We start from the raw sequence: 19,796 nt of genomic DNA on the forward strand, positions 1-19,796 counted from the left end.
AGAAAGGGAATTCAGGGGCGCGCGGGCTGTTGCAGAAACTGCCCGGCGGCGCGGGTGCGCTCGACGCAGCGTTGCAGCACGTCGCGGCGCTCGTCGTTGCTCATGCGCCCCCACAGGGTGATCTCGGCCGCCGTGCGCTGGCAGCCGATGCAGATGTCGTGGTCGTCCAACGCGCAGACACTCACGCAGGGCGACTTGACCGGTCGTTCGTCGCTCACGCTTCGTCCTCGACCAGGTCGCGGGCGTAACGCTGGGCGTTGTGTACGTAGTGGGCGGCACTGCCTTCGAGCATCTTCTTCTGCTGCTCGCTGAGCTCGCGAACCACCTTGCCCGGGCTGCCCATCACCAGGCTGCCGTCGGGGATCACCTTGCCTTCGGGGATCAGGCTGTTGGCGCCGATGATGCAGTACTTGCCGATCTTGGCGCCGTTGAGGATCACCGCGTTGATGCCGATCAGGCTGTAATCGTCCACCGTGCAGCCGTGCATCATCACGTTGTGGCCGACGGTGACGCCCTTGCCGAGGGTCAGCGGAAAACCCATGTCGGTGTGCATCACCGTGCCGTCCTGCACGTTGCTGTTCTCGCCGATATGGATCAGCTCGTTGTCGCCGCGCAGCACGGCGCCGAACCAGACGCTGGCGCCCTTGTCCAGGCGCACCTTGCCGATCACCGCCGCAGTCGGCGCGATCCAGCTCTCGGGATGGGCCTCGACGCGTGCGTCACCCAGGCGGTACTTCATGGTGAATCCTCTCAGACCTTGATGACCCGGACCGACGGTTGCGGCGGCTGCGCCAGGTCGATGCCGGCGCCGAAGGCGACATTGACCAGTTCGACGATCATCACCGCCGTCAGACCCCAGATCTTGTAGTTGTCGTAGTGATAACAGGGCACGTACCAGCTGCGCCCCTCGTAGTCGATGCGATGGGTGACCTCGCGCGGGGTCTCCAGGAAAAAGCGCAGCGGCACCGAGAACACCGAGGCGATCTCGTCGTCGTTGGCGCGGTACTCGACGTAGTCCGGCACCACGCCGACATAGGGCGTGACATGAATGCCGAAGCGCGACACCAGCGGGCTGAGCGGACCGACGATTTCCACCAGGCCGGGCGGCAGGCCCACCTCCTCCTCCGCCTCGCGCAGGGCGGTGAAGGCCAGGTCGGGGTCGGTGGCATCACGGCGGCCGCCGGGGAAGGCCACTTCACCACCGTGGGTGGACAGGCCGCTGGCGCGCAGGGTCAGCACCAGTTCCGGGTCGTCGCTGCGGGTCAGCGGCACCAGCACGGCCGCCTGCGGGTGCTGCCGGTCGGTCTCCAGGATGCGTGGACTGTGGCCGCGCACGCGCTGCAGGAGCTCGTCGAGCATGATGATTCTCGGTTCTTCAGGGTTCTGTTCTTCTGCCCGGCATCATGGCACGAAGGCGCGGCCCGCCCAATACCCCAGACGCGCCGGGCGGCTTGCCGAGCTCGCCCGGCGGCGCCAACATGGGCAACGAATCAGGAGAACGCGGCATGAAATTCTGCAGCCAGTGCGGCGGTCCGGTGGAGCAGCGCATTCCCCAGGGCGACAATCGCCTGCGCTACGTCTGCCCGCAGTGCCAGACCATCCATTACCAGAACCCGCGCATCGTCGCCGGCTGCCTGCCGGTATGGGGCGAGCAGGTGCTGCTGTGCCGTCGCGCCATCGAACCGCGCCGCGGCTTCTGGACCCTGCCGGCCGGCTTCATGGAGAACGGCGAGACCATGGCCGAGGCGGCCATGCGCGAGACCGACGAGGAAGCCTGCGCGCGGGTGCGTGACCTGCACCTCTACACCCTGTTCGACCTGCCGCACATCAGCCAGCTGTACGTATTCTTCCGCGCCGAACTGATCGACCTGGAATTCCGCGCCGGCGAGGAGAGCCTGGAGGTGCAGCTGTTCCACGAACACGAGGTGCCGTGGCAGGAACTGGCCTTCCCCACCGTCGGCCGCACCCTCAAGTGCTTCTTCGCCGACCGCCGCGAGCAGCACTACCCGATCCGCAACGAGGGCATGGCGCCGCTGCGCCCGCGCGACTGAGGGCGTCTATAGTCCTTGCTGGACCCGTGACCGGCCAGCACAAGGAGGCACCATGGACACCAGCGAACACAACCTGAGCGGCCTGTTCAAGCAGCTCGGCCTGGCCAACGGCAAGGCCGAGATCGAAGCCTTCCTGCGCGAGCACCGCCTGGCCGAGGGCCAGGCCCTGCCCAAGGCGCCATTCTGGAACAAGGCCCAGGCGCAGTTCCTCAGCGAGGCGCTGGCCGATGACTCGGACTGGGCCGAGCTGGCCGACGAACTGGCCGTGCTGTTGTCGCCCTGAATCAGAGCGCCAGCGGCAGCCGCAACAGGCTGGCCGCCACCAGCGGGTCGTCGGCGTCGGTCACCAGCAGCAGGTTGCCGTCTGCGGCCAGGGCGATACCCTCGACCTTCCACCGCCCCGCCAGCTGCGCCAGACGACGCACCCGCCCGTCGGCCTCCACCAGACCGATCACCGCCCCCAGACAGGCCCCGTCGTTGTAGCTGTCCGCAGTGTTCTCGGCCACCGCGCTGAACAGCCAGCGGCCATCGGCCAGTGCGGCACCATCGGTAAAGCCCAGGGCCACGCCCTGCAGTTCGCCCAGCTCCAGCCGCTGGATGGCGCGCGGCGCCGGCGCCTCGCCTGTACCCAGCAGCCAGTCACGCAGCGCGGGCCAGGCATAACGGACGGCGGCGTTGCTCGCTTGCCCCTGGTTGCCACGCTGCAGCAGGAGAAATTCGTCGCCGAGCAGGAAGCCGCCCTCGATATTCAGATCGGCAAACTGCGCGTGCAGCGGCCGGTACAGCGGCGCCAGGTCGATCAGCCTCGGCGCGGCCTGCTCGGTCAACCCCAGCAGCACCCCGCGCTGGCGGCCTGGGGTCGAACCGGAGCCCAGTGCCAGCAGCGCACCCTGGGCAAAATCGGCCATGGCCGGCAACAGCGCCAGCGCCTCCAGATCGGGTTTGGCCGCCTTGCGGGCCTTCTTCTCGGCCGGCAGGCTGCCTTCGAACAACCGCACCAGGCGTCCCGGCGCGGGGTCGCCAAGGTCGAACAGGCCAAGATGCAGCTCGTCGTCGGCCACCACGAACAGGCGCTCGGCCACCCGTACCAGGGCGCTGGCCGCACTCAGGTGCGCCTGCGGCAATTGCAGCTCACGTAACAGTTCGGGCTGGGACATCTTCATCTCCTGGGTCGGCGCCCGATGCTAACCAGGCTTCCGTCCGACTGGCGAGCATTGAACATCGTTCTCGGCATAGGCAGACTCTCGCGCTATAACAAACTCGATACTCTGCCCGGAACATCGCAATGCGCTGGTTGATCGCCCTACTCTGTATTTCTGTCGTCAGCCTGAGCCACGCTTCCACGGCCCCCACCCTGCGCGGCAAGCCGGTGGACAAGGTGCTGGTGGTCAAATCGGAGCGCAAGCTGCACCTGATGGGGCGCGGCGAAGTGCTCAAGTCCTATCGCATTTCGCTGGGCAAGGAGCCCACCGGCGCCAAGGTGCGCGAGGGCGACCTGCGCACCCCGGAAGGCTTCTACTGGATCGACTGGCGCAAGACCAGCGACAAGTACAACCTGTCGATGCACATCTCCTACCCCAACGCCCGCGATGCCGCGAATGCGCGCAAGAAAGGCGTTTCAGCCGGTGGCATGATCATGATCCATGGCACCCCGCTGGATGACGAATACCCCGAGTGGTTCTTCAGTACCCTGGACTGGACCGAAGGCTGCATCGCCATGCGCAACGCCGACATGCGCGAGGTGTGGAGCCTGGTGCAGGACGGCACGCTGATCGAAATCCGCCCCTGAGGATTGACTGCATGCCGGCCGTGCGTCGCGGGAAGACGCCCAGGCCCCAGCGCGCAGGTTCCTGGATCAGCCCCTGACCCCAGCTCCGAGTCGGGCGCCTTGTGCATGCGCCCGAACACCATTTGCCCCGCTTTAATTGGCGCGATAAATTGTTGCGCAGATATCGAGCAGGCATTCCACCATGAAACAAGCGCAATCCTGTGCCGCCCTGCAGCTGGACAACCAGCTGTGCTTCGCGCTGCACTCCACCTCCCTGCTGATGACCAAGGCCTACAAGCCCCTGCTGCAGAGCATCGGCCTGACCTACCCGCAATACCTGGCCATGCTGGTGCTGTGGGAAGGCGACGGCATCACGGTCGGCGACATTAGCGCGCGCCTGCTCACCGACCCCGGCTCGCTGACCCCGCTGCTCAAGCGCCTGGAGGCCGAGGGCCTGCTCACCCGCACCCGCAGCAGCGCCGACGAGCGCGTGGTGGAGCTGCGCCTGACCGAAAAAGGCCGCAGCCTGCAACAGCAAGCCGAACGCTTCCCTGCCTGCATCCTCGAAGCCAGCGGGCAGACACTGGAACAGATCAACGCCCTGCGTGACCAGATCGTTGCCCTGCGCGACCAGCTGCAGAAGTCTCTCTGACCCCCGCCGCCGCCCATTCCAGGGCGGCATCGGCGCACTCGCCCCCCCCCATCCTGCCGACGCATCGAATCCTTCGCATCGATTCATCTAAAAATTAACTTGCGCGCAAAATTAAATCGCACTAGATTTCGCACCAAGCACTTACTTAGTGCGCAAAATTTTAGCCAGCAAGTCAAATCGGAGATACCGCCATGCACAGCATCAAAGCCCTCTACACTGCTACCGCCACTGCCACCGGAGGCCGCGACGGCCGTGCTGTCTCCTCCGACGGCTTCCTCGACGTCAAGCTCACCACCCCGCGCGAACTGGGCGGCGCCGGCGGCGAAGCCACCAACCCCGAGCAGCTGTTCGCCGCCGGCTACTCCGCCTGCTTCATCGGCGCCCTGAAGTTCGTTGCCAGCCAGAAGAAGCAGGCCCTCCCGGCCGACGCCTCGATCACCGGCAAGGTCGGCATCGGTCAGATTCCCGGGGGCTTCGGCCTGGAAGTGGAGCTGAATATCAGCCTGCCGGGCCTGGACCAGGACAGCGCCCAGGCACTGGTCGACGCCGCCCACCAGGTCTGCCCCTACTCCAACGCCACCCGCGGCAACATCGACGTACGCCTGAACGTCAGCGTCTGACACCCACCGGGCGGGCCTGCCCCGCAGCGCCCGCCGCCATAGCCCGCGCCACGAGGACCCGAATCATGAAGAACGTCAGCACACTGCTTTCCGGCGCTGTTCTCGCAGTCGCCATCGGTAACGCCTTCGCCGCCGGCAGCCCCGGCGTGGAACACAATACCCAGGCCTTCCTCCAGGCTCTGGAAGCCGGCGGCGGCAAGCCGCTGGAAACCCTCAGCCCGCAGGACGCCCGCTCCGTGCTGGTCGGCGCCCAGGCCTCGGTCAAGGTCGATCTGTCCGGCGTTAGCGTGTCGGAGAAGACCATCCAGGCTGGCGGCCAATCGATTCCGCTGACCATCGTCCGCCCCGAGGGCGTGAAGGGCGAGCTGCCGGTATTCATGTTCTTCCACGGCGGCGGCTGGGTGCTCGGCGACTACGCGACCCACGCCCGCCTGATCCGCGACCTGGTGGTGAACTCCGGCGCCGTGGCCGTCTATGTCGGCTACACGCCGTCACCGGAAGCCCAGTATCCGACCGCCATCGACCAGGCTTATGCGGCCACCCGCTGGGTCGGCGAACACGGCAAGGAAATCCAGGTCGACAGCTCGCGCCTGGCCGTGGCCGGCAACAGCGTCGGCGGCAACATGGCCGCCGTCGTGGCGCTGAAAGCCAAGGAAGCGGGCACACCCAAGCTGAGTTTCCAGCTGCTGCTGTGGCCGGTGACCGATGCCAACCTGGAAACCGCTTCCTACAACCAGTTCGCCCAGGGCCACTTCCTGACCAAGCCGCTGATGAAATGGTTCTGGGACAACTACACCACCGACCCGAAGCAGCGCGCCGAGCGCTTTGCCTCGCCGCTGCAGGCCACCACCGAGCAGCTCAAGGGCCTGCCGCCGGCCCTGGTGCAGACCGCCGAGTTCGACGTGCTGCGTGACGAGGGCGAGGCCTATGCACGCAAACTGGACGCCGCCGGCGTCACCGTCACCGCGGTGCGCTACAACGGCATGATCCACGACTACGGCCTGCTCAACCCGCTGGCGCATATCCCGGCCGTGCAGGCCGCCCTGCGCCAAGCCGGTGCCGAGCTGAAGCAGCACCTGCAATAACCCGGCAGGCGGAAACGAAGAAGCCCCGGCATACCGGGGCTTCTTTTATTGGGGATGATCAGAATTGCAGGTCGGACAGCCGCCACACATCGAACGCCGGCGTCTCGTAGGGATGGGCCTTCTTCATGGCCTTGACCGTGTCGTGGATCAGCTCATCGGCCACCACCAGTTCCACCTTCCACTCGGCGACTTCCTCGACCTGGCCCGGCTGACCGATGAACGGCTCACTGCCGGCCAGCGGGCGGAACTGGCCCTGGCCCAGGGTCTGCCAGCAACAGCTGTCGTAATGCCCGACGCGTCCGGCACCCGCCGCGAAGATGGCGGCCTTCACTTCGTCCAGGTGGCTCTCCGGCACATAGAAACAGAATTTGTACATCCAGCCCCTCCGAGCTTCGACGAATACAGCGGCCTGAGCCGCACTGCCAAGGCGATAATGGCATTCTGCCTTATCAGCCTCGTGCGGCCTAGTTCGCAACTCTGCATTGGAGTCCCTGGAGGGCTAATCGTCCATTTACCGGATAGAGCCTTTAGCCATAAGACAGAGGGTCTTAATCACCCTTTGCGAAACGGCGCCAGCGTGCTCTCAGACCCTCGGCAGGCGGACTGTGGCTGCCATCGCAATAGGGCAGGCGCCGCGACAGGCCGCAACGACAGAGCAGCACGAACTGCTGGCGCACGGGCGCAAGACGCAGCCCTTCGGCGCATCCTGGAGAACAGTCGGGAAGCACGGGCGAGCGCCCGCAGCGGCACAGCAGATGGGTCTCGCCGGGGTTGACCTGGCGGACTTCGGGAAGCTTGGGATCTTGCGGGTCTGACACTAAAGCCCTCTCCCGCCCTCCGGGCACCCTCTCCCATCGCTGGGAGAGGGGTGACGGCCGGTGTTAGTCGACCCAGACGCGCGCGTTGCGGAACATGCGCATCCAGCCGGCGTCTTCCTGCCACTCGTCCGGGCGCCAGGAGTTCTGCACGGCGCGGAACACCCGCTCCGGGTGCGGCATCATGATGGTCACGCGGCCGTCGCGGCTGCACAGACCGGTGATACCGCGCGGCGAGCCGTTCGGGTTGGCCGGGTAGCTCTCGGTGACCTTGCCGTGGTTGTCGATAAAGCGCATCGCCACGGTGCCGGACAGATCAGCTTCCAGCAGCGCCTCCTCGCTCTCGAACTCGGCATGGCCTTCGCCGTGGGCGATGGCGATCGGCATGCGCGAACCGGCCATGCCACGCAGGAAGATCGACGCCGACTCCTGCACCTGGACCATGGCCACACGGGCCTCGAACTGCTCCGAGCGGTTGCGCACGAAGTGCGGCCAGAACTCGGTGCCGGGGATCAGCTCGTGCAGGTTGCTCATCATCTGGCAGCCGTTGCACACGCCGAGGGCGAAGCTGTCCTTGCGCTCGAAGAACGCCTGGAAACCATCGCGGGCACGAGCGTTGAACAGGATCGACTTGGCCCAGCCCTCACCGGCGCCGAGCACGTCACCGTAGGAGAAGCCACCGCAGGCCACCAGGCCCTTGAACTCATCCAGGCTGACGCGACCGGCGAGAATATCGCTCATGTGCACGTCGATGGCGCTGAAGCCGGCGCGATCGAAGGCCGCAGCCATTTCCACCTGGCCGTTGACGCCCTGCTCGCGGAGGATCGCCACCTGCGGACGCACGCCCTTCTTGATGTAGGGCGCGGCGATATCCTGGTTGACGTCGAAGCTCAGCTTGGTCGACAGGCCCGGGTTGTCCTCATCGAGGATCAGGTCGAATTCCTGGTCGGCGCAGTCGGCGTTGTCGCGCAGGCGCTGGATCTGGTAGCTGGTCTCGGCCCACTGGCGCTGCAGCAGGCGGCGCTGGCCGCCGAACACAGGCTCGCCATTGAAGCTGATGGCCACGTCGCTGCCATTGACCGGCTGACCGATCACCGCCACGCAGTCGTCGAGGCCGGCGGCGCTGAACTGGGCGAGGACTTCCGGGGTGGCATCCTGGCGCACCTGGATCACCGCCCCCAGCTCCTCGTTGAACAGCACGGCGGCCAGTTCGGCAGCCTCGTCGGCCAGGCCGTCGAGGAACAGGTTGAGGCCGCAGTGGCCGGCGAAGGCCATTTCCAGCACGGTGGTCAGCAGACCGCCGTCGGAGCGGTCGTGGTAGGCCAAGAGGTGGCCGTCAGCATTCAGGCCCTGGATCACCGCGAAGAAGGCCTTGAGGTCTTCGGCGTCGTCCACGTCCGGCACGGCCTGGCCGAGCTGGGCATGGGTCTGCGCCAGGATCGAGCCGCCCATGCGGTTCTGCCCGCGGCCGAGGTCGATCAGGATCAGGTCGGTCTCGCCCTTGTCCAGGCGCAGCTGCGGGGTCAGGGTCTGACGCACGTCCTGCACCGGGGCGAAGCCGGAGATCACCAGCGACAGCGGCGAAGTCACGCTCTTGTCCTGGCCCTCGTCCTGCCAGCGGGTCTTCATGGACATGGAGTCCTTGCCCACCGGAATGGTGATACCCAGCGCCGGGCACAGCTCCATGCCCACCGCTTTCACGGTGTCGTACAGGCGCGCGTCCTCGCCCGGGTGGCCGGCGGCGGCCATCCAGTTGGCGGACAGCTTGATGTCGGACAGCTTGTCGATGCGCGCCGCCGCCAGGTTGGTGATGGTCTCGCCAACGGCCATGCGGCCGGAAGCCGGCGCATCCAGCAGGGCCAGCGGCGTGCGCTCGCCCATGGCCATGGCTTCACCGGTGTAGACGTCGAAGCTGGTGGCGGTCACGGCGCAGTCGGCCACCGGCACCTGCCACGGACCGACCATCTGGTCGCGAGCCACCAGGCCGGTGATGGTGCGGTCGCCGATGGTGATCAGGAAGCTTTTGCTGGCCACGGCCGGGTGACGCAGCACGCGCTCGACCGCGTCGTCGAGATCGACTCGGGCAGCGTCGAAGTCATCGCCCTGCTCCGCTTCGCGGGTCACGCTGCGGTGCATGCGTGGCGGCTTGCCCAGCAGCACTTCCAGCGGCATGTCCACCGGCTTGTTGCCGAAGTGGCTGTCGGAGACGGTCAGGTGCGGCTCGGCAATGGCCTCGCCGACCACGGCGAACGGGCAGCGCTCGCGCTCGCAGATGGCCTTGAAGCGCTCGAAGTCGGCGGCGTCCACGCTCATCACGTAGCGTTCCTGCGACTCGTTGCACCAGATTTCCAGCGGGGCCATGCCCGGCTCGTCATTCGGCACGGCGCGCAGCTCGAAGCGACCGCCACGACCGCCGTCGTTGATCAGTTCCGGCAGGGCGTTGGAGATACCGCCGGCACCGACGTCGTGGATGAACTTGATCGGGTTGTCGGCGCCCAGCTGCCAGCAGCGGTCGATCACTTCCTGGCAACGACGCTCCATTTCCGGGTTGTCGCGCTGCACCGAGGCGAAGTCCAGGTCGGCGGAGCTGGCGCCGGTAGCCATGGAGGAGGCAGCACCGCCGCCCAGGCCGATCAGCATGGCCGGGCCACCGAGCACGATCAGCTTGGCGCCGACGGAGATCTCGCCCTTCTGCACATGCTCTTCACGGATGTTGCCGAGGCCGCCGGCCAGCATGATCGGTTTGTGGTAGCCGCGTACTTCCTCACCGCGCGGGCTTTGTACGGCCTGCTCGAAGGTGCGGAAGTAGCCGTTCAGCGCCGGACGGCCGAATTCGTTGTTGAACGCGGCGCCGCCCAGCGGGCCCTCGATCATGATGTCCAGCGCGGTGACGATGCGCTCGGGCTTGCCGTAGGGCTTCTCCCAGGGCTGCACGAAACCGGGGATGTTCAGGTTGGACACGGTGAAGCCGGTCAGGCCGGCCTTCGGCTTGGCGCCGCGGCCGGTGGCGCCTTCGTCGCGAATCTCGCCGCCGGAGCCGGTGGAGGCGCCAGGGAACGGGGCGATGGCGGTCGGGTGGTTGTGGGTTTCCACCTTCATCAGGATGTGCACCGGCTCCTGGGTCGCGCCGTACTCGCGGGTGGCCGGGTTGGGGAAGAAACGCCCGGCCTGATGGCCGACGATCACCGAAGCGTTGTCCTTGTAGGCGGAAAGCACGCCGTCGCGGTGCATTTCGTAGGTGTTCTTGATCATGCCGAACAGCGACTTGTCCTGGCTCTCGCCGTCGATGTCCCAGCTGGCATTGAAGATCTTGTGGCGGCAGTGCTCGGAGTTGGCCTGGGCGAACATCATCAGCTCGACGTCGTGCGGGTTGCGCCCCAGCTCGACGAAGCTTTTCACCAGGTAATCGATCTCGTCCTCGGCCAGGGCCAGGCCCAGCTCGACGTTGGCTTTCGCCAGTGCGGCGCGACCACCACCGAGCACGTCCACGGCGGTGAGCGGTTTGGGCTCGGCATGGCTGAACAGGCCGGCGGCCTCTTCCAGCGCGCCCAGCACCAGCTGGGTCATGCGGTCGTGCAGCACGGCGGCGACGGCCTGCTGGTCAGCGGCGCTGAGTTCGCCGGAGACGTAGTAGGCGATGCCGCGCTCCAGCCGCTCGATCTTGGCCAGGCCGCAGTTGCGGGCGATGTCGCTGGCCTTGCTCGACCAGGGCGAGATGGTGCCGAAACGGGGAATCACCAGGAACAGCTGGCCGCTGGGCTCCTGCACCGGCACGCTCGGGCCGTACTTCAGCAACCGGGCCAGTACCTGCTCTTCGGAGGCGTCAAGTACACCGGTCACTTCGGCGAAGTGCGCAAACTCGGCATACAGCCCGGTCACGGCAGGGACCTTGGCGGTCAGTTGCGAAAGCAGTTTGCCGTGGCGGAAGGCGGAAAGAGCGGGCGTGCCGCGCAGGATCAACATCGTGAACAGCCTCAGGGGGTGCTTAGAGGCCGTGCATTCTAGCCTAAAGCACCGCGCCGCGGCACCCTCGGCAGCGCTAGCAGAGCGCCGTAATACTGTCGAGATATGGCGCCTATCAGGCTTTGCGTATACTGCGCCGATGTTTGCACACACCGCGTTGCGCATCCGTTCGGCCGCCGGCCTGCTGGCGACTGCTTTCTTCCTGCTGCTCGCGGGCTGCGATGACTCCCCGGAGGCCCGCCAGCCCAGCACTCTCGAGCGCGTTCAGGAGGAAGGCGTGCTGCGCGTGGTCACCCGCAACAGCCCCACCACCTACTTTCAGGACCGCGCCGGCGAGACCGGGTTCGAGTACGAACTGACCAAGCGCTTCGCCGAGCAGCTCGGCGTCGAACTGAAAGTGGAGACCGCGGACAGCCTCGACGACCTGTTCACCCGCCTCAATCAGCCAGGCGGCCCGGTCCTGGCCGCGGCCGGCCTGGTCGCCAGTGAAGGGCGCAAGAGCCAGGCCAACTTCTCCCGCGCCTACCTGGATGTCACCCCCCAGGTGGTCTACCGCGATGGCCAGCGCCGCCCCAGCCGCCCCGAGGACCTGATCGGCCGACGCATCCTGGTGCTCAAGGGCAGCAGCCATGCCGAGCAGCTGGCCGAGCTGAAGCAGACCCTGCCGGAGCTGCAGTACGAGGAATCCACGGATGTCGAGGTGGTCGACCTGCTGCGCATGGTCGACGAAGGCCAGGTCGATCTGACCCTGGTCGACTCCAACGAGCTGGCCATGAACCAGGTGTACTTCCCCAACGTGCGCGTGGCCTTCGATCTGGGCGGCGCGCGCAGCCTGGGCTGGGCCGTGGCCGCCGGCAGCGATCAGAGCCTGCTGCAGGAGGTCGATCGCTTTCTCGCCCAGGTCGAGGAGAACGGCACCCTGCAGCGCCTCAAGGAGCGCTACTACGGCCATGTCGATGTACTCGGCTACGTCGGCGCCTACACCTTCGCCAAGCACCTGCAGCAACGCCTGCCGCGCTACGAGCAGAGCTTCCGCCAGGCTGCCGAAAAGCACCGGGTCGACTGGCGCCTGCTCGCCGCCATCGGCTACCAGGAATCGCTGTGGACCCCGGACGCCACCTCCAAGACCGGCGTGCGCGGCCTGATGATGCTGACCCAAGACACAGCCCAGGCCATGGGCGTGGTCAACCGCCTGGACCCACGGCAGAGCATCGCCGGCGGCGCCAAGTATTTCGCCCTGGTACACAGCGGCCTGACCGAGGACATGAGCGAGCCGGACCGCACCTGGTTCGCCCTGGCCGCCTACAACATCGGCATCGCCCACCTGGCCGACGCGCGCAAGCTGGCCCAGGCCGAAGGCCTGAACCCGAACAAATGGCTGGATGTGCAGAAGATGCTGCCACGCCTGGCGCAGAAACGCTGGTACAGCAAGACCCGTTACGGCTACGCGCGCGGCGGCGAAACCGTGCACTTCGTACGCAACGTGCGACGCTACTACGACATCCTCAACTGGGTAACCCAGCCGCAACTGGAAGGCAGCCGCGTCGCCGAGAGTGGCCTGCATGTGCCTGGGGTGAACAAGACCATCCCCAAGGAAGAGCCCACTCAGCTGTAGCTCGGATGCAATCCGGGCTACCGATCGCCGTTACGCCGCGCCTTGAAGAAGGCGCTGAGCATTTCGCTGCACTCCTGCGCCAGCACCCCGCCCTCGATCAACACCCGGTGGTTGAGGAAGTCCTGACTGAAGAACTGCCCGCGGCTGACCGCCACCCCGGCCTTGGGCTCGGTGGTGCCGTAGACCACCCGAGCGATGCGCGAATGCACGATCAACCCCGCGCACATGCTGCAGGGCTCCAGGGTAACGTACAGGGTGCTGCCGGGCAGCCGGTAGTTCTGCACGGCGGCAGCGGCGGCGCGGATCGCCACCATCTCGGCATGGGCACTGGGGTCACTGGTGGAGATCGGGCAGTTGAAGCCACGCCCGATCACCTCGCCGTCCTGCACCAGCACGGCGCCCACCGGTACTTCGCCGCGTTCGGCACCTTGGCGGGCCAGCTCCATGGCCTCGCGCATAAAGCGCTCATCCTGGCTGCGGTCGATGATCTTCGGTTGGCGCATCAGACCACCTCGATAGCGGCCATCAGGCCGGTTTCCATATGGTCGATCACGTGGCAGTGGAACATCCACACCCCCGGATTATCGGCGACGAAGGCGATGCGCGCCGTCTCGTTCTTGCCCAGCAGGTAGGTGTCGGTGAAGTACGGCACGATGTCCTTGCGGTCCGAATCCAGCACCTTGAAGCTCATGCCGTGCAGATGAATCGGGTGCTGGTACTGCGCCATGTTGCGCAGCACGAAGATGTAATGCCCACCCTGCCTGAGGCTGGCAATGGGCCGCTCGGCACAGCGTTTGTCGTTGATGTCCCAGGCCTGGCCGTTGATCTGCCAGTACTTGTAGCTGCCGCCCTGACTCACGTCGCCGGACAGCGCGGCGGCCCACTCGAAGTTGAAACGCAAGGTCTCGGCGCGCGCCAGATCCGGCTCGGCCAGCGGGTTGGCCGGCAGCGCCGGCGGCCAGTCGCCAGCGCCCTCGGCACTGGCCACGCTCCGGATCGTGGCGAGGCGCAGCGGGCCGTTGCGCAGCGGCAGCTCGGCACCGGCAGCCGGCACCTTAAGCGCCAAATCCAGGCGCATGCCCGGGCCCAGCCAGTAATCCTTGCCCAGCGGCCGCGGCGCCACGGGATTGCCATCCAGCGCATAGATGCGCGCCTCGCCACCCGGCAGGTTGAGGCGGTAGGTGATGGTGTTGTCGACGTTGATCAGGCGCAAGCGCACCACCTGACCGGCTGGCAGCTCCAGGGTCGGGTTGGGCACGCCGTTGATGCTCGACAGACGCCCGCGCGTACCTTCGCGCGCGGCCTGGCGCGGCACCAGAAACTCGGTGAAGGCACCCTGCTCGTCCACATGCCAGGTCTTCAGGCACAACGTGCGCTCATGAACGAAGCCGCTCGGCTCACGCTCCTCGACGATCAGCGGACCGACCAGACCACGCCCCAGTTGCTCGTGGCTGGCGGTGTGCGGGTGATACCAGTAGCTGCCAGCGTCCGGGCAGATGAAGTCGTAATCGAAGAACTCGCCAGGCTTGACCGGCAGCTGCGACACATAGGGCACGCCGTCCATCTCCAGCGGCAGGCGGATACCGTGCCAGTGGATGGTGGTTTCCACCTCCAGCCGGTTGATGAAACGCACGCGCAGGCGCTCACCCTGCCGGCAGCGCAGCTCCAGGCCTGGCGCCTGGCCACCATAGGCCCAGGCCGGGGTAACCCGGCCCGGCACCAGCTCCAGGTCCAGCGGCGCGGCGATCAGTTCGTAGTCGTGGGTCGCCACATTCTCCGGACGGCCCAGCCAGTAGCGCACGCCACCGGCGCCAAGGCCGGCCACACCCAGCCCGGCGATGCCGGCAAGTATCTGTCTGCGGGTAAAGGCCATCATCATCCCCATCGGCCAGGTATTTGCGACATCTTCTCATTACCAGCGCAGTGCGGCGAGTCGCAGATTGCCGCAGGCAGAAACGACAAGGGCAGCTCGCGCTGCCCCTGTTCACGCCTTCAGGCGCTTATTCCCACTCGATGGTCGCCGGCGGCTTGCTCGACACGTCGTAGGTGACGCGGGAGATGCCCTCGATCTCGTTGATGATGCGGTTGGAGACCTTCTCCAGCAGCTCGTAGGGCAGGTGCGCCCAGCGTGCGGTCATGAAGTCGATGGTTTCCACGGCGCGCAGGGCGACGACCCAGGCGTAGCGACGGCCGTCGCCGACCACGCCAACCGATTTCACCGGCTGGAACACCACGAAGGCCTGGCTGGTCTTGTGGTACCAGTCGAAGTTGCGCAGCTCTTCGATGAAGATGTGGTCGGCCAGACGCAGCAGGTCGGCGTACTCCTTCTTCACCTCGCCGAGGATACGCACGCCCAGGCCCGGGCCCGGGAACGGGTGGCGGTAGACCATGTCGTAGGGCAGGCCCAGCTCCAGGCCGATCTTGCGCACCTCGTCCTTGAACAGCTCGCGCAGCGGCTCGACCAGCTTGAACTGCATGTCCTCCGGCAGGCCGCCGACGTTATGGTGCGACTTGATCACGTGGGCCTTGCCGGTCTTGGCGCCGGCCGACTCGATCACGTCCGGGTAGATGGTGCCCTGGGCGAGGAACTTCACGTCCTGCAGCTTGGTGGCTTCCTGGTCGAACACTTCGATGAAGGTGCGACCGATGATCTTGCGCTTCTCTTCCGGGTCGGACACGCCGGCCAGGCGACCGAGGAACAGGTCTTCGGCGTTGGCGCGGATCACCTTGACGCCCATGTTCTCGGCGAACATGGCCATCACCTGGTCGCCTTCCTGATGACGCAGCAGGCCGTTGTCGACGAACACGCAGGTCAGCTGGTCGCCGATGGCCTTGTGCAGCAGGGCTGCGACCACCGAGGAGTCGACGCCGCCGGACAGGCCCAGCAGCACCTTGGAGGAGCCCACCTGGGCACGCACGGTGGCGATGGCGTCGTCGACGATGTTGGCCGGGGTCCACAGCGCTGCGCAGCCGCAGATATCGAGGATGAAGCGCGAGAGGATGCGCCCGCCCTGCTTGGTGTGGGTCACTTCCGGGTGGAACTGCACGCCGTAGTAGGCGCGGCTGTCGTCAGCCATGGCGGCGATCGGGCAGCTCGGGGTACTGGCCAGGATGTGGAAGCCGGCGGGCATGGCGGTGACCTTGTCGCCGTGGCTCATCCACACGTCCAGACCGAGCACGCCGTCGGTATCCACATGGTCTTCGATGCCGTCGAGCAGGCGCGCCTTGCCGACGATATCGACGCGGGCATAGCCGAACTCGCGCAGGTCGGAACCTTCCACCTTGCCGCCGAGCTGCTCGGCCATGGTCTGCATGCCATAGCAAATACCGAAGATCGGCACGTTCAGGTCAAACACCGCCTGCGGCGCGCGCGGGCTGCCCGCCTCGTGCACCGACTCCGGACCACCGGCGAGGATGATGCCGCGCGGGGCGAAGGCGCGAATGGCGGCGTCTTCCATGTCGAACGGATGGATCTCGCAGTACACGCCGATTTCGCGCACACGGCGGGCGATCAGCTGGGTGTACTGGGAACCGAAGTCCAGAATGAGGATGCGGTGGGCGTGAATGTCGTGGGCCATGGCCGTCTCTCGTAGCGGAATTCACAAATGACACGGGGCTGATCAGTCAGCCCCGTGTCGAGTCAATGCAATGGACCTTAGCCCACGCGGTAGTTCGGGGCTTCTTTGGTGATCTGTACATCGTGCACATGCGACTCGGCCATGCCGGCGCCGGTGATACGCACGAACTGCGGCTTGGTGCGCATCTCCTCGATGGAGGCGCTGCCGGTGTAGCCCATGGAGGCGCGCAGGCCGCCCATCAGCTGATGCACGATGGCACCCATCGCACCCTTGTACGGCACGCGGCCTTCGATACCTTCCGGCACCAGCTTCTCGGCACCAGCCGCAGAGTCCTGGAAGTAGCGATCCGAGGAGCCCTGGGCCTGGGCCATGGCGCCGAGCGAGCCCATGCCACGGTAGGCTTTGTAGGAGCGGCCCTGGAACAGCTCGACTTCGCCCGGCGCCTCTTCGGTACCGGCCAGCATGGAACCGATCATCACGGCGGAGGCCCCGGCGGCGATGGCCTTGGCCAGGTCGCCGGAGAAGCGGATACCACCGTCGGCGATCAGCGGTACGCCGGTACCGGCCAGGGCGGCGGCGACGTTGGCCACGGCACTGATCTGCGGTACGCCGACGCCGGCGACGATACGGGTGGTGCAGATGGAACCCGGGCCGATGCCGACCTTGACGCCGTCAGCGCCGGCTTCGGCGAGGGCCTTGGCGGCTTCGCCAGTGGCGATGTTGCCGCCGATCACCTGGACGTCCGGGAAGTTCTGCTTGACCCAGCGCACGCGGTCGATCACGCCTTTGGAGTGGCCGTGGGCAGTGTCGACGATAATCACATCGACGCCAGCGGCAACCAGCGCTGCCACGCGATCGCCGGTATCCGCGCCGGTACCAACGGCTGCGCCGACGCGCAGGCGGCCCTGATCGTCCTTGCTGGCCAGCGGGTAGGCCTTGGCCTTCTCGATGTCGTTGACGGTCATCATGCCTTTCAGGCGGTACTGGTCATCGACGATCAGCACGCGTTCGATACGGTGCTTGTGCAGCAGCTTGCGCACGGCGTCCTTGTCTTCACCTTCCTTGACGGTGACCAGGCGCTCTTTCGGCGTCATCACCTCACGCACCTTAGCGTCCAGACGGCTCTCGAAGCGCACGTCGCGGGAGGTGACGATGCCGACCAGATCACCGTGGTGCAGCACCGGCACGCCGGAGATGTTGTGCTGGCGGGTCAGATCGAACAGGTCGCCCACGGAAGCGTCGGCTTCGATGGTGATCGGATCCTTCACCACGCCGGACTCGTAGCGCTTGACCTTGCGCACTTCGGCAGCCTGCTGCTCGATGGTCATGTTCTTGTGGATGATGCCGATGCCGCCTTCCTGGGCCATGGCGATGGCCAGGCGCGCCTCGGTGACGGTGTCCATGGCTGCGGACAGCAGCGGAATGTTCAGCTCGATGCCACGGGTCAGGCGGGTCTTGAGGCTGACGTCCTTGGGCAGGACTTCCGAGTAACCGGGGATGAGCAGGACGTCGTCGAAGGTGAGTGCTTCTTGGCTGATACGCAGCATGGCGGGGCTCCCGGGAGGGAAAAATAAGAAGCGCGGCATTATACCCAGGCGAGTGCCTTCGCTCAATGCGCGCTCAGCGCTTTACCTGCACTTGTGCCAATGGGTAGCCCAGGCGCTCGGCAAACTCATCGAGGAAGGCCTGGCGAAAGCCGGCCTGTCCCCAGCCATTGAAGACGAAGCCCAGGTTGGAAAAGGCGCAGGGCTGCAGAAACAGGAAGCCGTTGACGTCATCCTCATGGCCGCACTGCGGACAGCTGAAGTTGTCGGTGTCACCGGGCATCCACTCATCCAGACTGTCGAACAGCGCCTCGCCGATCTCCTGGCGGCATTCGGGGCAGCCGGCCTCTTCGAGGAAGCCCTCGGTCGGCGTATAGATGCAGCGCTTGCTGACGATCTGCAGGCCGTTGAGCGCCTGGCCGAACGGCAGCAGTTCCGGCCGCTCGACGATCCGCCGCGCGCCCGCGCCGATGGAATGGGCCATGCCGTTGCCGAGGGCGCCGCAGGTGCTCGGCAGCTCCGCGACGATCTCGCGCTTGACCAGCCAGCGCAGCAGCAGGCGCGCCCGCGCCTCGTGCTCGGGCAGAGTGGAGATACGGGGGACGAGAATGATCTGCTCGCTCATGGACCAAGCCTGACATGGAAAGGCCGCGCAGCTTAATCGCGCCGACGCAGCGGTCAAGTGCGCCTATGGCCGACCGGACAAAGCCTTTATCATGCCGCCATGCTCAATGATCCCTTCCAGCGCCTCGGTCTCGACCGCGAAGCGCTCAGCGTCAGCCAACTGAACAACCGCGCCCGCCTGCTGCTGGAGGACGTGTTCGCCCAGGTCTGGGTCGAAGGCGAAATCTCCAACCTGGCCAAGCCGGCTTCAGGCCACCTGTATTTCACCCTCAAGGACAGCCAGGCCCAGGTGCGCTGCGCGCTGTTCCGGCAGAACGCCGCCCGCGTGCGCCAGGCCCTGCGCGACGGCCTGGCGGTCAGGGTGCGCGGCAAGGTCTCGCTGTTCGAGGGGCGCGGCGACTACCAGCTGATCCTCGACACGGTCGAGCCGGCCGGCGATGGCGCCCTGCGCCTGGCCTTCGAGGCGCTCAAGGAAAAGCTCTCCGCCGAAGGTCTGTTTGCCAGCGAGCGCAAGCGCGCCCTGCCCGCCCACCCGCAGCGCATCGGTATCGTCAGCTCGCCCACCGGTGCGGTGATCCGCGACATCATCAGCGTATTCCGCCGCCGTGCGCCGCAGGTGGCGCTGACCCTGATCCCTACCGCCGTGCAAGGCCGCGAGGCCACCGCGCAGATTGTCCGTGCCCTGCAGCTGGCCGACCGCGCCGGCTTCGACGCGATCATCCTGGCGCGCGGCGGCGGCTCACTGGAGGACCTCTGGTGCTTCAACGAGGAAGCCGTGGCCCGCGCCGTGGCGGACTGCGTCACGCCCATCGTCAGCGCCGTCGGCCATGAGACCGATGTGTCGATCAGCGACTTCGTCGCCGATGTGCGCGCGCCGACGCCATCGGCCGCCGCCGAGCTGCTGGCCCCGGACAGCTCCGATCTGCAGCGCCGCCTGGACAGCCTCAACCGTCGTCTGGCGCTCAGCCTGCGTAGCCGACTGAGCCGTGAACAACTGCGCCTGGACGGCCTGGCCCGGCGCCTGCGCCACCCCGGCGAGCGCCTGCGCCAGCAGGCCCAGCGCCTGGACGACTTGGACATGCGCCTGCGCCGCGCCTTCGCCCAGCAGTCCACCAGTCGCCATGAGCGCCTCGCCCGCCTGGACGGCCGCCTGCACGCCCAGCACCCGGGCCGCGCCCTGGCCCTGCTGCGTCAGCGCCTGGACAGCCTGGGCGAACGCCTGCCACGCGCCATCGAACTGCAGCTACGCCAACAGCGCCAGCAGCTGGAAAATCTCGTGCAAACGCTGCATATCGTCAGCCCGCTGGCCACCCTTGGACGCGGTTACAGCATCCTCCTCGACGAGCGCGGCCAGGCCGTGCGCAGCGCCGCCCAGACCCGCCCCGGCCAGCGCCTCAAGGCGCGCCTAAGCGAGGGCGAGCTGGACGTGCGCGTCGAAGACAACCACCTGACTCCGGTCACCCTCTCGCTTCTGGACTGAA

General features: G+C 66.6%; 20 protein-coding genes. 8 read left to right on the plus strand and 12 right to left on the minus strand.

What is annotated here, in order from left to right; translation table 11 throughout:
- Positions 1-11: 11 nt before the first annotated feature.
- From PA6_RS07580 to PA6_RS07590, 3 genes are read right to left on the minus strand one after another with little or no spacing between them, the layout of a single operon-like run.
- Positions 12-218 carry a DUF1289 domain-containing protein gene (locus tag PA6_RS07580; protein WP_021700312.1) on the minus strand — a complete coding sequence of 69 codons (207 nt, stop codon included), beginning with the start codon at positions 216-218 and terminating at the stop codon, positions 12-14.
- On the minus strand, positions 215-739 hold the full coding sequence (locus PA6_RS07585) for a gamma carbonic anhydrase family protein (RefSeq protein ID WP_021700313.1): 525 nt from the start codon (positions 737-739) through the stop codon (positions 215-217). The genes PA6_RS07580 and PA6_RS07585 overlap by 4 nt, the downstream gene beginning before the upstream one ends.
- Before the next feature lie 11 nt (positions 740-750).
- Positions 751-1,359 (minus strand): CoA pyrophosphatase, encoded by a 609-nt coding sequence (locus tag PA6_RS07590; protein ID WP_021700314.1) that lies wholly within the window; start codon positions 1,357-1,359, stop codon positions 751-753.
- A 146-nt stretch (positions 1,360-1,505) separates the two neighbouring features.
- On the opposite strand from PA6_RS07590, the gene PA6_RS07595 reads away from it, so the two are divergent.
- Positions 1,506-2,051, plus strand: a complete 546-nt coding sequence (locus PA6_RS07595) for an NUDIX hydrolase (RefSeq protein WP_021700315.1) — start codon at positions 1,506-1,508, stop codon at positions 2,049-2,051.
- A 52-nt stretch (positions 2,052-2,103) separates the two neighbouring features.
- A complete protein-coding gene (locus PA6_RS07600; RefSeq protein ID WP_021700316.1) occupies positions 2,104-2,334 on the plus strand; it encodes a DUF2789 domain-containing protein in 231 nt (76 codons plus the stop codon).
- Between the two features lies 1 nt (position 2,335).
- Here the strand turns inward: PA6_RS07600 and PA6_RS07605 are convergent, their stop codons facing one another.
- A complete protein-coding gene (locus tag PA6_RS07605) occupies positions 2,336-3,208 on the minus strand; it encodes a DUF6910 family protein (protein ID WP_021700317.1) in 873 nt (290 codons plus the stop codon).
- 128 nt (positions 3,209-3,336) lie between these two features.
- Here PA6_RS07605 and PA6_RS07610 point away from each other — a divergent pair, with 128 nt between their 5' ends.
- The 4 genes from PA6_RS07610 (at position 3,337) to PA6_RS07625 (ending at position 6,176) form a co-directional block, all read left to right on the plus strand.
- Positions 3,337-3,840 carry a L,D-transpeptidase family protein gene (locus tag PA6_RS07610; RefSeq protein ID WP_021700318.1) on the plus strand — a complete coding sequence of 168 codons (504 nt, stop codon included), beginning with the start codon at positions 3,337-3,339 and terminating at the stop codon, positions 3,838-3,840.
- 181 nt (positions 3,841-4,021) lie between these two features.
- Positions 4,022-4,471, plus strand: coding sequence for a MarR family winged helix-turn-helix transcriptional regulator (locus PA6_RS07615; protein WP_021700319.1), 450 nt, complete (start codon positions 4,022-4,024; stop codon positions 4,469-4,471).
- 191 nt (positions 4,472-4,662) lie between these two features.
- Positions 4,663-5,091: an organic hydroperoxide resistance protein gene (locus tag PA6_RS07620; RefSeq protein ID WP_021700320.1), complete on the plus strand. Its 429-nt coding sequence runs from the start codon at positions 4,663-4,665 to the stop codon at positions 5,089-5,091.
- Between the two features lie 65 nt (positions 5,092-5,156).
- Entirely contained in the window at positions 5,157-6,176 is a 1,020-nt protein-coding gene (locus PA6_RS07625; RefSeq protein WP_021700321.1) for an alpha/beta hydrolase, read from the plus strand.
- Between the two features lie 58 nt (positions 6,177-6,234).
- Here the strand turns inward: PA6_RS07625 and PA6_RS07630 are convergent, their stop codons facing one another.
- The 3 genes from PA6_RS07630 to purL form a co-directional block, all read right to left on the minus strand.
- Positions 6,235-6,552: a Nif3-like dinuclear metal center hexameric protein gene (locus PA6_RS07630; RefSeq protein WP_021700322.1), complete on the minus strand. Its 318-nt coding sequence runs from the start codon at positions 6,550-6,552 to the stop codon at positions 6,235-6,237.
- 172 nt (positions 6,553-6,724) lie between these two features.
- The gene (locus PA6_RS24470; protein WP_306303608.1) at positions 6,725-7,021 is read right to left on the minus strand and encodes a CDGSH iron-sulfur domain-containing protein; all 297 of its coding nucleotides are present in this window, start codon (positions 7,019-7,021) and stop codon (positions 6,725-6,727) included.
- Positions 7,022-7,057: 36 nt separating this feature from the next.
- On the minus strand, positions 7,058-10,954 hold the full coding sequence (purL, locus tag PA6_RS07640; RefSeq protein WP_021700324.1) for a phosphoribosylformylglycinamidine synthase: 3,897 nt from the start codon (positions 10,952-10,954) through the stop codon (positions 7,058-7,060).
- Between the two features lie 139 nt (positions 10,955-11,093).
- Between purL and mltF the strand changes: the two genes are divergently transcribed.
- On the plus strand, positions 11,094-12,569 hold the full coding sequence (gene mltF, locus PA6_RS07645; RefSeq protein ID WP_021700325.1) for a membrane-bound lytic murein transglycosylase MltF: 1,476 nt from the start codon (positions 11,094-11,096) through the stop codon (positions 12,567-12,569).
- Between the two features lie 17 nt (positions 12,570-12,586).
- Here mltF and tadA read toward each other — a convergent pair whose 3' ends face one another.
- The 5 genes from tadA to PA6_RS07670 all read right to left on the minus strand — a co-directional run bounded on the left by tadA (position 12,587) and on the right by PA6_RS07670 (position 18,316).
- Positions 12,587-13,072: a tRNA adenosine(34) deaminase TadA gene (tadA, locus tag PA6_RS07650; protein WP_021700326.1), complete on the minus strand. Its 486-nt coding sequence runs from the start codon at positions 13,070-13,072 to the stop codon at positions 12,587-12,589.
- A complete protein-coding gene (locus PA6_RS07655) occupies positions 13,072-14,442 on the minus strand; it encodes a multicopper oxidase family protein (protein ID WP_021700327.1) in 1,371 nt (456 codons plus the stop codon). The genes tadA and PA6_RS07655 overlap by 1 nt, the downstream gene beginning before the upstream one ends.
- Positions 14,443-14,569: 127 nt before the next feature.
- Positions 14,570-16,147: a glutamine-hydrolyzing GMP synthase gene (gene guaA, locus PA6_RS07660; RefSeq protein WP_021700328.1), complete on the minus strand. Its 1,578-nt coding sequence runs from the start codon at positions 16,145-16,147 to the stop codon at positions 14,570-14,572.
- 77 nt (positions 16,148-16,224) lie between these two features.
- Positions 16,225-17,694: an IMP dehydrogenase gene (gene guaB / locus PA6_RS07665; RefSeq protein WP_021700329.1), complete on the minus strand. Its 1,470-nt coding sequence runs from the start codon at positions 17,692-17,694 to the stop codon at positions 16,225-16,227.
- Between the two features lie 73 nt (positions 17,695-17,767).
- Entirely contained in the window at positions 17,768-18,316 is a 549-nt protein-coding gene (locus PA6_RS07670; protein ID WP_021700330.1) for a hypothetical protein, read from the minus strand.
- Positions 18,317-18,415: 99 nt separating this feature from the next.
- Between PA6_RS07670 and xseA the strand changes: the two genes are divergently transcribed.
- Positions 18,416-19,795, plus strand: coding sequence for an exodeoxyribonuclease VII large subunit (gene xseA / locus PA6_RS07675; RefSeq protein ID WP_021700331.1), 1,380 nt, complete (start codon positions 18,416-18,418; stop codon positions 19,793-19,795).
- Position 19,796: the final 1 nt, after the last annotated feature.

The sequence above is a fragment of the Aquipseudomonas alcaligenes NBRC 14159 genome (assembly GCF_000467105.1).
Lineage (GTDB): Bacteria > Pseudomonadota > Gammaproteobacteria > Pseudomonadales > Pseudomonadaceae > Aquipseudomonas > Aquipseudomonas alcaligenes.

Bases quoted from the DNA above. Each gene is read 5' to 3' on its own strand.
- PA6_RS07585 (WP_021700313.1), bottom strand. From the start codon at position 739: ATGAAGTACCGCCTGGGTGACGCACGCGTCGAGGCCCATCCCGAGAGC.
- PA6_RS07590 (WP_021700314.1), bottom strand. From the start codon at position 1,359: ATGCTCGACGAGCTCCTGCAGCGCGTGCGCGGCCACAGTCCACGCATC.
- PA6_RS07595 (WP_021700315.1), top strand. From the start codon at position 1,506: ATGAAATTCTGCAGCCAGTGCGGCGGTCCGGTGGAGCAGCGCATTCCC.
- PA6_RS07600 (WP_021700316.1), top strand. From the start codon at position 2,104: ATGGACACCAGCGAACACAACCTGAGCGGCCTGTTCAAGCAGCTCGGC.
- PA6_RS07605 (WP_021700317.1), bottom strand. From the start codon at position 3,208: ATGTCCCAGCCCGAACTGTTACGTGAGCTGCAATTGCCGCAGGCGCAC.
- PA6_RS07610 (WP_021700318.1), top strand. From the start codon at position 3,337: ATGCGCTGGTTGATCGCCCTACTCTGTATTTCTGTCGTCAGCCTGAGC.
- PA6_RS07615 (WP_021700319.1), top strand. From the start codon at position 4,022: ATGAAACAAGCGCAATCCTGTGCCGCCCTGCAGCTGGACAACCAGCTG.
- PA6_RS07620 (WP_021700320.1), top strand. From the start codon at position 4,663: ATGCACAGCATCAAAGCCCTCTACACTGCTACCGCCACTGCCACCGGA.
- PA6_RS07625 (WP_021700321.1), top strand. From the start codon at position 5,157: ATGAAGAACGTCAGCACACTGCTTTCCGGCGCTGTTCTCGCAGTCGCC.
- PA6_RS07630 (WP_021700322.1), bottom strand. From the start codon at position 6,552: ATGTACAAATTCTGTTTCTATGTGCCGGAGAGCCACCTGGACGAAGTG.
- purL (WP_021700324.1), bottom strand. From the start codon at position 10,954: ATGTTGATCCTGCGCGGCACGCCCGCTCTTTCCGCCTTCCGCCACGGC.
- mltF (WP_021700325.1), top strand. From the start codon at position 11,094: ATGTTTGCACACACCGCGTTGCGCATCCGTTCGGCCGCCGGCCTGCTG.
- tadA (WP_021700326.1), bottom strand. From the start codon at position 13,072: ATGCGCCAACCGAAGATCATCGACCGCAGCCAGGATGAGCGCTTTATG.
- PA6_RS07655 (WP_021700327.1), bottom strand. From the start codon at position 14,442: ATGGCCTTTACCCGCAGACAGATACTTGCCGGCATCGCCGGGCTGGGT.
- guaA (WP_021700328.1), bottom strand. From the start codon at position 16,147: ATGGCCCACGACATTCACGCCCACCGCATCCTCATTCTGGACTTCGGT.
- guaB (WP_021700329.1), bottom strand. From the start codon at position 17,694: ATGCTGCGTATCAGCCAAGAAGCACTCACCTTCGACGACGTCCTGCTC.
- PA6_RS07670 (WP_021700330.1), bottom strand. From the start codon at position 18,316: ATGAGCGAGCAGATCATTCTCGTCCCCCGTATCTCCACTCTGCCCGAG.
- xseA (WP_021700331.1), top strand. From the start codon at position 18,416: ATGCTCAATGATCCCTTCCAGCGCCTCGGTCTCGACCGCGAAGCGCTC.